The organism is Flavobacterium limnophilum (assembly GCF_027111315.2).
Classification (GTDB): domain Bacteria; phylum Bacteroidota; class Bacteroidia; order Flavobacteriales; family Flavobacteriaceae; genus Flavobacterium; species Flavobacterium limnophilum.
Map to the genome: position 1 here is coordinate 3283818 of NZ_CP114289.2, position 12541 is coordinate 3296358.

A 12541-nucleotide genomic window follows, 5' to 3' on the forward strand; every position below is an offset into this window, starting at 1 on the left:
AAATGCAAAGATTCATTCACATTTTATTCTTGGGATTGTTGTCCGTATCGATTAATGCACAGCAGTATAAAAAACATGCTTTAACCAAAGACAGACTATCAGTAGATTTGTCCGAAGGCACGCTTAGCATAATCCCTCTTACAGACAAATCAGTAAGAATAAAATATGAAATTGGAAATTTATCAGAAGCACGAGAGTTTGTATTCATCAACAAACCTAATGTGCCCAGTTTTTCATTAAAAGAAAGCACAACCAGTTTAAAACTTAGCACAAAAGCAATGACTGTCGCCTTCGATAAAAAAACAGGAGTCATTCAGTATAGCGATAAATCCGGAAAAATATTCCTTAGCGAAAAGGCAAATTCAAGGTTGATGAAACCCAGTACCATTATGGGAGAACCTTGTTTTGTAGCCGAACAAAGCTTTGAATCCCCTAAAGAAGAATATTTGTTTGGATTAGGGCAATTTCAAGATGGATTTTATAATCTAAAAAACACTACAAGAAAGTTAATTCAAGTCAACACACAGATTGCCATACCATTTTTGGTTTCCAGCAAAGGATATGGATTGTTGTGGCACCAATATGGTTTGACTTATTTTAACCCCAGCAATCAAAATATTTCTTTGGTTAAAAACGATGTAAAAGACGGCGAAAAACGAGAAGTTGAAGTCACAACCACTTCAGGCACACAAAAAATATCACAACAGCAATCCGTTTATACGGGTAGTTTTTCGGTAGCCAAAGAGGGCGAATATTCAGTAATGCTTGATCTTGGAGACATGGACAGCCGTCATTTAGTGATTATTGACGATATCGATGTAATCAATCAATCTAATTTATGGTTGCCGCCGGCAGTGAGTAAATTGGTTAACTTAAAAGCAGGTGAACATACCGTTAAAATTGTTTGTAAATCCAGTAACACTCCATCGCTTGGTTTAAAACTTTCCAATAACGAAACTGTTTTCAACTCCCCTAATGCAAAATCGCTGGATTATGTAGTTTTTGCAGGAAAAGACACGGACGAAATTATAGCCACTTACCGCAACCTAACTGGTAAAGTGCCGATGTTGCCTAAATGGGCTTTTGGTTTTTGGCAATGTCGCGAAAGATATACTTCTGGCGAACATTTAGTTTCAACTCTTAAAGAATTTAGAAAGCGCAATTTGCCCGTGGATGTCATTGTTCAAGACTGGCAATATTGGGGTAAATATGGATGGGGAGTGCCTAAATTTGATGAAACACATTATCCTGAACCTGAAAAATTCATAAAAGAAATTCATGATTTGAATGCCCATTTTTCGGTTTCTGTTTGGGAAAACTTGAATAAAGAATCTGAAATCGCCAAAGAGTATTTATCCAAAAATTTGTTTATAAAGAACAGTCCTTGGATCGACATTTATAATCCGGAAGCCCAAAAAACACATTGGAATGCACTCGATAAAAATCTATTTGCCCTGGGTGTAGATTCTTGGTGGATGGATGCAACCGAACCTGAAAATGATGCGCTAAAAGGCAAACAAACCTATTTTGGATTGGGTGATTTTTACCGATTGACGTATCCATTATTTGTCAGCAAAGCCGTTTATGAAGGGCAAAGAAATACCAATCCAGACAAGAGAGTTGCCATTCTTACACGTTCTGCATTTTTGGGACAACAGCGATATGGCACTATCAATTGGTCGGGTGATATAGGCTGGGATTGGGATACTTATAAACGTCAAATAGTTGCCGGATTAAATTATAATCTTACCGGAATGCCTTATTGGACTACTGATATTGGTGGTTTTTTCCGTCCGGGTCCAGGACAATATAAAGACGAAAAGTATCACGAAATACTCACTCGTTGGTTCCAATGGGGCGCTTTCAATCCAATATTTCGTATTCACGGATATCAAACAGAAACCGAGCCTTGGAAATATGGCGAAAAAGTGGAGAATAACATGCGTACCATGATGAATCTAAGGTATCAATTATTGCCTTATATTTATTCAGAAGCTTGGCAAATATCCAAGAATAATTCGACTTTGATGAGACCTTTAATTATGGACTTCAATGATGACACAACCGCTGTGAGTCAAGCCTATGAATACATGTTTGGAAAAGCATTTTTGATAGCACCAGTGACAGCACCTGATGTTACCAATTGGAATGTTTATTTGCCAAAGCAAAACGCTTGGTATGATTTCTGGACAGGTAAACGATTGGAAGGAGGACAAACAATTTCAACACCTGCTCCATTAGACAGAATTCCTGTTTTTGTAAAAGAGGGTTCAATTGTACCAATGGGAAATGTAGTTCAAAGCACTCAAACAAAACAAGATGTTCTTGAAATCCGTGTATATACAGGTAAAGATGCTTCGTTTACACTTTACAATGACGAAGGCGATAATTACAACTATGAAAAAGGCGAGCACATTGAAATTCCCATAATTTGGAACGAAAAAAATCAAACACTTACCTTGGGAAATCAAGTTGGAAACTATAAGGACAAAATAGATTCTTATACGATGAATATAGTATGGGTAACCGAAAATCAAAACGACACCACTGCCAAAACCATAAAATATAACGGTAAAAAAATAGTCGTGAAAAAGTAATTTCAAGAAAATAAACACACTAAAAACACTATTAACCAAAACACCAAATAATATAAATCATGAAATTTAAAACCACTATTTTATTGACAGCCTTCTGTTGTTTGTCAATCTTTAAAATAACAGCACAAAACCCTATCATCAAACATATTTTTACTGCCGACCCCTCTCCTATCGTGCATAAAGGAACCTTGTATTTATACACAGGACATGATGTAGCCACCGAAACAGACACCAATTATAAAATGGCCGATTGGCATGTGTTTTCAACAACAGATATGGCTACGTGGAAAGATCACGGAGCACCACTTTCGCCTAGCACCTTTTCTTGGGCTACTGGTGATGCCTATGCAGCACAGTGTATCGAGAGAAATGGAAAGTTTTATTGGTTTGTTTCTACTTTTCACAAAAAAACTGATGTAAGCAGTGGTGGCGCAGCAATAGGTGTTGCTGTTTCAGACAGCCCTACAGGCCCTTTCAAAGACGCTATTGGTAAAGCACTTGTGATTAATGAAATGACCACCGACATGAAATATGGTTGGGATGATATTGATCCTACCGTATTTGTTGACGATGATGGACAAGGTTATTTGTTTTGGGGCCATGGAACCTGTAAATGGGTAAAACTTAAAGAAAACATGATAGAAATGGATGGAGCAATCACTACTTTCAAACCAAAAAATTATATCGAAGGCCCTTGGGTATATAAAAGAAAAAATCTCTACTATTTAGTTTATCCTGGTGCTGGTACAAAACCAGAAATGATAGAATATTCTACCGCAACAAACATTGCAGGGCCATGGACTTACCAAGGGATTATTCAGGAAAATGTAAAAAACAGTTTTACTACACATCCTGGTATTATTGACTATAAAGGAAAATCATACTTTTTTTACCATAATGGAGCCTTACCTACAGGTGGTAGTTACAGACGTTCTGTTTGTGTAGATTATATGTACTACAATGAAGATGGAACCATTCAAAAAATTGTACAAACCACAGAAGGAGTCAGCAAAATAAAATAAAATTCATTTCAATTAAAAATTTTTATCCAATGAAAAATAAAATCATTTTCATCTTTTGCATCCTGGTTGCGCAAACGATTGTATTTGCCCAAGACAACAAAGCAAAAAACCCATTAATTTATGCAGATGTACCCGATATGTCAATAATTAGAGTGGACGACACCTACTATATGAGCAGTACCACAATGCACGTCAATCCCGGTGTTCCAATCATGAAATCCACTGATTTGGTAAACTGGAAATTGGTTAATTATGCTTACGAAACATTGGAAGATGACAATGACAGACTCAATTTAGATAATGGAAAAAATGATTATGGCAGAGGTTCATGGGCCAGTTGTTTGCGTCTCCATAATGGAATTTATTACCTAAGTACTTTTTCAGGCACAACGGGTAGAACCTACATTTATTCAACAAAAAATATAGAAAAAGGACCTTGGAAAAAAGTGGTTTTAAATCACTCCTACCACGATCACTCTATTCTTTTTGATGATGATGGCAAAGTGTATATGGTTTGGGGAGCAGGAAAACTTGAAATAATAGAGCTAAACAAGGATTTGTCGGGTGTAAAAGAAGAAACAAAAAGAGTTTTGATAGAAAACGCCAGTGCCCCAGCCGGAAACAATATTATGTTGTCATCCGAAGGTTCTCAACTTTTTAAAGTTAATGGAAAATATTATTTATTTAATATCAACTGGCCTAGAGGAGGAATGCGTACTGTAATTATTCATCGTGCCGATAACATTAATGGCCCTTGGGAAGGAAAAGTTGGATTACAAGATCAAGGTGTTGCACAAGGAGGACTTATCGATACTCCAGATGGCAGATGGTTTTCATATTTATTCAGAGATGCTGGTGGTGTGGGGCGTATTCCTTATTTAGTTCCGGTAAAATGGGAGAACGGTTGGCCAATATTAGGTGAAAATGGTAAAGTTCCTGAATATTTAGATTTACCTCCAAGCAAAGGATTAATTCCTGGAATTGTAAACTCAGATGAATTTACACGTAAAAAAAGCGATGCAGCTTTGCCTTTAGTTTGGCAATGGAATCATAATCCAAATAATTCTCTTTGGTCCGTTAGAGAAAGAAAAGGCTATTTAAGATTAAAAACAGCTAGAATAGACAGCAGTTTTGTTCAGGCTAAAAACACCTTGACACAAAGAACTTTTGGACCAGAAAGTTCAGCAGCTACACTTGTTGAAGTATCTAAAATGAAAGAAGGAGACATTGCAGGACTTTGTTTATTACAAAAGGAATATGGATTGATTGCCGTAAAAATTGAAAATGGCGCTAAAAAAATTGTAATGATGGATGCTGTAAAAGGAATTCCAAAAGAAGTTGCAAGTGTAGCTTTAAATCAAGATAAAGTATATTTTAAAGCTGAATGCGATTTTAAAAACAAAGCAGATAAAGGAAAGTTCTATTACAGTTTAGACGGAAAAAACTGGATTGGTATTGGAAACGCCATAAATATGCCATATAGTATTCCTCATTTTATGGGCTACCGTTTTGGGTTGTTTAATTATGCCACAAAAAATGTAGGTGGTTATGCAGATTTTGATTATTTCCATATTGATGATAAAATTTAAAAAACGAATTAGTTCATCGCTCGATCTCTTAAAAAACTTAATTTTTTAATTTATTTCTAACTTTAGCAATCATGAAAATTAACCACCTGTGTATCATAAGTTTATTTTCAATATTCAGCATAAATGCTCAGCAATTTCCTTACCAAAATCCTGCTCTTAGTTCGGAAGCACGAGCCAAAGATTTGATTTCAAGATTAACACTCGAAGAAAAAGCGGCATTGATGTGCGATCAAAGTGATGCTATACCAAGACTTGGAATTAAAAAATTCAATTGGTGGAGTGAAGCCTTACACGGCTATGCCAACAATGATAATGTTACTGTTTTTCCTGAACCTATTGGAATGGCAGCCTCATTTGACGATCAATTACTGTATCGTGTTTTTGATGCAGTATCAGATGAAGCTCGGGCAAAATACAATCAATGGATTCAAGGCGGAAATGAGAACAAACGTTTTTTGAGCCTTTCAGTTTGGACTCCAAACGTAAATATTTTTAGAGATCCTCGCTGGGGTCGTGGACAAGAAACCTATGGCGAGGATCCTTATCTTACTTCTAGAATGGGTATTTCTGTTGTGAAGGGATTGCAAGGTCCAGCAGATGCAAAATACCGTAAGCTTTTAGCTTGCGCCAAACATTTTGCTGTTCATTCTGGGCCCGAATGGAGCAGACACGAATTAAATCTCAACAATGTAAATCCTAGAGAATTATACGAAACCTACTTGCCAGCATTTAAAGCATTAGTACAAGATGCCGATGTTCGTCAGGTTATGTGCGCCTATCAACGTCTTGACGATGAGCCGTGTTGCAGCAATACTCGATTATTGCAACGAATCCTTCGTGATGAATGGGGATACAAATATCTGGTAGTTTCAGATTGTGGAGCCGTTACCGATTTTTACACCACGCACAAAGTTTCATCAGATGCGACACACGCAGCTTCAAAAGCGGTGCTTGCAGGAACTGACGTAGAATGTGTTTGGGAGAAATATCCTTTTAAAGAACTACCAGCAGCTGTTGCAAAAGATTTAATTAAAGAATCCGACATTGATAAAAGTTTGCTTCGCGTTTTGATAGGCCGTTTCGATTTAGGTGATTTTGATGATGACGCGATTGTGCCTTGGACAAAAATCCCGGCATCAGTTCTTAACAGCAAAAAACATCAGCAATTAACACTTGAAATGGCTAAAAAATCAATGACGCTTTTACAAAATAAAAACAACGTTCTTCCTTTGAATAAAGCAACTGGAAAAATTGCCATTATAGGTCCAAACGCCGACAATGAACCTATGTTATGGGGAAATTATAATGGAACACCAGTCAAAACGATTACCATCAAAGACGGAATAGAATCAAAAATAGAGGCGAAAAATATCTTTTATGATAAAGCCTGTGATTTAGTTGAGGATAAAGTAACCCAAACTTATTTTGACCAAATTTCATTTGAAGGAAAAAAAGGGATGAAAGCCACTTATTGGAATAATCCTAATAGAGAAGGTGCTAGTGTTATTACCCAGCAAATCGTAAATCCTATAAAAATAACTACAGCCGGTCAGCATGAGTTTGCTTCAGGAGTTAAACTAGAAGGTTTTTCAGCAAAATATGAAACGGAATTTACAGCTAAAGCCAATGATATTCTTATTTTCAAAACGGGAGCTACTGGAGCTTTTGAATTGTTAATTAACGGGAAATCGACAGCTAAATATACCAATTGGCGCACCGTTCCGGGAAATATCCCATTTCCAGTTGAAGCGGGTAAGAAATATAAAATCGAAATTCTTTTTGCCCAATCAAACAATTGGCAAGCCAATCTTGAATTCGATTTTGGAAAAGAATATGCTATAGATTTCAGTGCCTTGATTCAAAAATTAAAAGGAATCGATACTGTAGTTTTTGCAGGCGGTCTTTCAACTTTACTAGAAGGTGAAGAGATGCCGGTTTCTTATCCTGGTTTTAAAGGCGGAGATAGAACTAATATTGAGCTTCCTGCTGTTCAAAGAATGTGTTTAAAAGCACTGAAAGCGGCCGGTAAAAAAGTAATTTTTGTAAACTGTTCGGGTTCGGCTATTGCTTTAACACCTGAGACAGCAAGTTGTGATGCGATTTTACAAGCTTGGTATCCAGGAGAAGCTGGAGGTCAGGCTGTTGCCGATGTGCTTTTTGGCGATTACAATCCTGCCGGAAAACTACCTATTTCATTTTATAAAAACTCAGATAAATTAGGTGATTTTGAAGATTATTCGATGAAAGGTCGCACTTACAGATACACAACAGATGTGTTGTTTCCTTTTGGTTTTGGTCTAAGTTACTCCAAATTTGCTATTGGTTCAGCTAAATTGAACAAGACAACGATACAATCGAATGAAAACACCCAAATAAGTTTCCCAATACAAAACAGCAGCAAACGTGATGGAACCGAGATTGTTCAGGTCTATGTTCGAAAATTAAATGATCCTGATGGCCCTTTGAAAACATTGAAAGCGTTTAAACGTATCGATTTAAAAGCGGGAGAAAAACAAAATGTAACCATCGATTTACCAGCTTCATCCTTTGAATTTTATGATGCTAAAATTATAGGAATGAATGTAACTCCAGGAGAATATGAAGTTTATTATGGCAATAGTTCAGATGCCAATGATTTAAAAATGACAAAAATCACAATTCAATAAGCATAATACAAAAAGCTTCGTAAAAAAAAGTAAGCTTTAAAAGCCATAAGATAATCCACTTAATGAATTTTTAAATGAAAAAAGCAAATCAATATTTTCGTGATACAAATAAAACAAGGTTGCTCTTAATATGCTATTTTTTGTTTTTTTCGGTATTAATTCAAGCGCAAGAAATCATCAATTTATATCCTTCTAAAATTCCAAACTCAAAACCAACAGAGTTAAAAGAGTCGGGAACTGGTATGTATAAGGATGTAACCATTCCAACACTTGAATATTTTAAACCCAATACCGAAAAGGCAACTGGAGCAGCTGTAATTATTGTGCCAGGAGGCGGCTATTCAGTTGTGGTTTATAATGGAGAAGGAGTTAGTACAGCCAAAGCATTGGCAGAAAAAGGGATTGCAGCCTTTGTTCTTAAATATAGATTGCCAAATGACGCGATAATGGTGGACAAAAAAATAGGTCCCTTGCAAGATGCACAACAAGCTATTAAACTAGTTAGAGATAATGCTGATAAATGGGGATTAGATAGCAATAAAATTGGGATTATGGGCTTTTCAGCAGGCGGACATTTGGCTTCTACAGCAGCAACTCATTTTGAAAAATCTTATATTGATAATAAAGAAAACACCAGTTTGCGTCCTGATTTTCAGATTTTAGTTTATCCTGTAATAAGTATGGAGGCCGGGTTAACACACGGCGGATCTCGAGAAAATTTATTGGGAAAAAATCCTGGTAATGATGAAGTTGTGCTGTTTTCTAATGAAATGCAAGTAAAAGCAAATACCCCCATTGCCTATCTAACCCATACAGCCGATGATAGCACTGTAGATGTGGACAATAGTATTCAATACTTCGAAAAGCTACGACACAATAAAGTAGAAGTTGAAATGCACATTTACCCAAAAGGAGGTCACGGCTTCATCTTTAGATTTCCTGGTTGGATAGATCCATTATTAGATTGGTTAGCAATCAATTCTTTAGTAAAAAAATAATTTAAATTAAAAAAAAGACTATGGGTACAAAAAAAATAAACAAGCGAAACTATTTTCGGATTATCCGAATTGTAGTAATGATTTTGGTCTTGACTGTTCCCGTTTTGGCCATTAGTCAAAATAAAAAGAAAACAGAAAAATCGGAACTTAAAAAACCTCAATACCGTAATCTTTTTAAAGAAGCTGGATATAGCCAAGTAGATATTGATAAAAAATTGGCGAAAGCCTATTATGATATTTTCGAAGGTCCAAATCGGGTTTATTTTCAAGAAGGAGATTCTTTAGGTTACGTTTCTGATGTTAAAAACAAAGATGCTCGTACCGAAGGAATGTCTTATGGGATGATGGTAGCGGTTCAATTGGATAAAAAAGAAGTTTTTGATCGTCTTTGGCGATGGTCAGTAAAATATATGCAACACCAAACTGGCCCTAGAGAAGGCTACTTTGCGTGGAGCGTAAATCCCGAAACTAAAAAGCAAAACGCACTAGGTTCAGCATCGGACGGCGAATTATATTACATCACCAGTTTACTTTTTGCTTCCAACAAATGGGGCAACGATACAGGCATAAATTACCACAAGGAAGCCCGAAGAATATTGGACGCCATGTGGAAAAAAGATGGCACAAACAACATTTACAACCTCATCAATACCGAACACAAACAAATATCCTTTGTGCCAGAAGGTGGCGGTTATCAATGGACTGACCCCTCCTATCACCTTCCGGCTTTTTATGAAATATGGGCATTGTATGCCAAAGATGGACACGAACAATTTTATAAAGAATGTGCCGATGTCTCTCGCGAGTTTTTGCATAGAGCCTGTCATCCTGTAACAGGACTCAACGCCGATTATACGGAGTTTGACGGGACGCCACATTCCACACGATGGATGCCGGCTGCTTTCCGTTATGATTCTTGGAGAGTTCCCATGAACATTGCCATGGACTATACTTGGTATGACAAAGACAAAGAATGGCAGGAAGATTATGCCAAGAGATTTCAAAATTTCCTTAGATCGAAAGGATTAAAAACCTATGATGACCAATTTAACTTGGATGGTTCTACACCCGATTTTATTCTTCAGGCAGGTCCAGTAAAAAAACTCAGACATTCAATAGGATTGGTATCGACCGCTGCAACCGCTTCATTGATGAATAAAGATAAAGCAAGTCTGGATTTTGTTCACGCTATTTGGAATGCCAAACTTGAACCTTATGAAGACGGCTATTTTGACCCCTATTATGATGGCCTAATGTATCTTTTTAGCCTAATGCATTTGAGTGGAAATTACCAAATTATACATCCAAACTAAACCAGCAAACCCAAAAAAATTAAAATTATGAAACAGCATTTCAATCTTATGTTATTGGCCTTTTTATTATCAGGCTATTTTTGTTCCGGACAAACCGTTGTAGAAGATTTCAAACCATCTAGTCTTAATCAGCCGGGACAAGAATATCCACAAGTCAACTCCCAGGGTTATGCCCGATTCCAAATTAAAGCACCCGAAGCGAAGTCTGTTGTCGTGAGTCTGGGATTGGGTGGAGCAAAAGGAGGAACTGAACTTTCTAAAGCAGAAAATGGATTCTGGATGGGAACAACTGCCGGCCCTATGGACGAAGGATTTCATTATTATCATGTAACCATAGATGGAGGTGTCTTTAACGACCCGAGTGCCTTGAACTTTTATGGTTCCACTCGTTGGGAAAGTGGTATCGAAATACCTGCTCAGGATCAAGATTTTTACGCATTGAAAGATGTTCCTCACGGTAGCGTGCAACAAATTCTTTTCCCTTCAAAAAGCACCAATACATCACGACGAGCCTATGTATATACTCCACCAAGTTACCATAAAGATAAATCAAAAAATTATCCCGTTTTGTATTTGCAACACGGTTGGGGTGAAGATGAAACGGCTTGGAGCAATCAAGGGCGTGTAAACTTAATCATGGACAATATGATTGCCGAAGGCAAAATAAAACCATTCATCGTGGTAATGACTTACGGAATGACGAATGAAATTAAATATGGTGGTTTGGCCAGTTTCAAGATAGAACCCTTTCAGACCGTTCTTGTCGAGGAATTAATTCCTTATGTTGATGCCAATTTCCGTACAAATGCCAAACAGACACACCGTGCAATGGCAGGTCTTTCAATGGGCGGAATGGAAACAAAAACGATAACAATCAACAAACCAGAGGTTTTCTCTCATTATGCACTTCTTAGTGGTGGAACTTATAAACCAGAGGACATTAAAGACAAATCAAAAGTAAAACTTGTCTTTTTAAGCTGCGGAAGCAAAGAGCGTCCTGATGGTGTAAAAAATGCAGTAACTGGTCTCAAAGAAGCAGGATTCAATGCCGTTTCTTATGTTTCAGAAGGTACAGGACACGAATTCCAAACTTGGCGTCGTAGTTTTAAAGAATTAGCGCCTTTACTTTTTAAAGATTAAAAAACGATTTTTATGAATTACAAATCCATTATTTATTTGGCGATTGCCTTCACTACAACAATAGGCTTTGCACAAACAAATCCGATTAAAGTTGTCGAAGATTTTAAACCATCCTCTGTCAATCAGCAAGGAAAACTATATCCGCAGGTAAATTCCGAAGGGCGTGTGCGTGCCAGTATTTCTGCACCTCAAGCCAATAAAGTTCAATTGGATTTAGGCGGTGTAAAATATGATATGGTAAAAGACGAAAAAGGCGTTTGGACAGGAGAATCGCTTCCTCAAGACCAAGGATTCCATTATTACCAACTGAATATTGATGGGGCGTCAGTTCCAGATCCGGGAACAGTATATTTTTATGGTGCCGGAAGGTTGGGAAGCGCAATAGAAATTCCCGCAACCGATCAAGATTTTTTTGCGATGAAGGATGTCCCACATGGACTTGTGAGCGAAAATATTTATTTCTCAAAATTAACCAATTCGTTTAGACGCTGTTTTGTATATACTCCGGCAAATTATAACGAAGACACAAAAACTCGCTATCCAGTACTTTATCTGCAACACGGAAGTTTTGAAGACGAAACGGGTTGGGCTGTTCAAGGAAAAGCAAACCTAATTCTGGACAATTTGATAGCTTCAAAAAAAGCAACTCCCATGATTGTTGTCATGGATAATGGTTATGCCTATAAACCTCAAAACAATGCCGATTTAGATAAAAAGGTCCGTCCAGAATCAGTCTTTGAGGAGGTTGTAATCAATGAAATAATTCCAATGATTGATACCAAGTTTCGCACCATCGCCAATCGCGAGAATAGAGCAATCGCCGGACTTTCGATGGGAGCCAATCAAACGATGCGGATTATGATGAATCATCTGGAGACTTTTTCCCATTATGGAGGATTTAGCGGAACATCTAATTATCCAAGTACCGATGCCATTGACGTGAACACTTTTTTAGATGGAAAATTTAAAAATGGTGAAGCCCTCAATAAAAAAATCACGCTTTTTTGGTTGGGATTGGGAACTAAAGAGCCTAGTCCGTTTCCAGGATCTGTAGGGGCATTCCGAACGATGTTGGAACAACAAAAAATTAAATACAAGTATTACGAATCTCCTGGAACCGCCCACGAATGGCTTACCTGGCGAAGATGTTTAAACCAATTTGTGTCCCATTTATTCAAATAAAAAACTTTAACGAAACCAAAATAAATAAAACGAA

The 12541-nt window shown here is 37.2% G+C and carries 8 protein-coding genes; all 8 read left to right on the top strand.

All coding sequences use genetic code 11. From position 1 onward, the window contains the following. Positions 1-2: 2 nt before the first annotated feature. Positions 3-2597 (top strand): glycoside hydrolase family 31 protein, encoded by a 2595-nt coding sequence (locus OZP13_RS13810; RefSeq protein ID WP_281297509.1) that lies wholly within the window; start codon positions 3-5, stop codon positions 2595-2597. 59 nt (positions 2598-2656) lie between these two features. Next, complete coding sequence (locus OZP13_RS13815; protein ID WP_281297510.1) at positions 2657-3619, top strand: glycoside hydrolase family 43 protein; 963 nt, start codon at positions 2657-2659, stop codon at positions 3617-3619. 29 nt (positions 3620-3648) lie between these two features. Next, the gene (locus tag OZP13_RS13820; RefSeq protein ID WP_281297511.1) at positions 3649-5208 is read left to right on the top strand and encodes a glycoside hydrolase family 43 protein; all 1560 of its coding nucleotides are present in this window, start codon (positions 3649-3651) and stop codon (positions 5206-5208) included. 71 nt (positions 5209-5279) lie between these two features. Beyond that, positions 5280-7874, top strand: a complete 2595-nt coding sequence (gene xyl3A / locus OZP13_RS13825) for a xylan 1,4-beta-xylosidase (RefSeq protein WP_281297512.1) — start codon at positions 5280-5282, stop codon at positions 7872-7874. A 74-nt stretch (positions 7875-7948) separates the two neighbouring features. Then, positions 7949-8872: an alpha/beta hydrolase gene (locus OZP13_RS13830; protein ID WP_281297513.1), complete on the top strand. Its 924-nt coding sequence runs from the start codon at positions 7949-7951 to the stop codon at positions 8870-8872. Between the two features lie 20 nt (positions 8873-8892). Further along, on the top strand, positions 8893-10185 hold the full coding sequence (locus tag OZP13_RS13835) for a family 8 glycosyl hydrolase (protein ID WP_281297514.1): 1293 nt from the start codon (positions 8893-8895) through the stop codon (positions 10183-10185). A 27-nt stretch (positions 10186-10212) separates the two neighbouring features. Further along, positions 10213-11325, top strand: coding sequence for an alpha/beta hydrolase-fold protein (locus OZP13_RS13840; protein ID WP_281297515.1), 1113 nt, complete (start codon positions 10213-10215; stop codon positions 11323-11325). Positions 11326-11337: 12 nt separating this feature from the next. After that, entirely contained in the window at positions 11338-12507 is a 1170-nt protein-coding gene (locus tag OZP13_RS13845; protein ID WP_281297516.1) for an alpha/beta hydrolase-fold protein, read from the top strand. Positions 12508-12541: the final 34 nt, after the last annotated feature.

Bases quoted from the DNA above. Each gene is read 5' to 3' on its own strand.
- OZP13_RS13810 (WP_281297509.1), top strand. From the start codon at position 3: ATGCAAAGATTCATTCACATTTTATTCTTGGGATTGTTGTCCGTATCG.
- OZP13_RS13815 (WP_281297510.1), top strand. From the start codon at position 2,657: ATGAAATTTAAAACCACTATTTTATTGACAGCCTTCTGTTGTTTGTCA.
- OZP13_RS13820 (WP_281297511.1), top strand. From the start codon at position 3,649: ATGAAAAATAAAATCATTTTCATCTTTTGCATCCTGGTTGCGCAAACG.
- xyl3A (WP_281297512.1), top strand. From the start codon at position 5,280: ATGAAAATTAACCACCTGTGTATCATAAGTTTATTTTCAATATTCAGC.
- OZP13_RS13830 (WP_281297513.1), top strand. From the start codon at position 7,949: ATGAAAAAAGCAAATCAATATTTTCGTGATACAAATAAAACAAGGTTG.
- OZP13_RS13835 (WP_281297514.1), top strand. From the start codon at position 8,893: ATGGGTACAAAAAAAATAAACAAGCGAAACTATTTTCGGATTATCCGA.
- OZP13_RS13840 (WP_281297515.1), top strand. From the start codon at position 10,213: ATGAAACAGCATTTCAATCTTATGTTATTGGCCTTTTTATTATCAGGC.
- OZP13_RS13845 (WP_281297516.1), top strand. From the start codon at position 11,338: ATGAATTACAAATCCATTATTTATTTGGCGATTGCCTTCACTACAACA.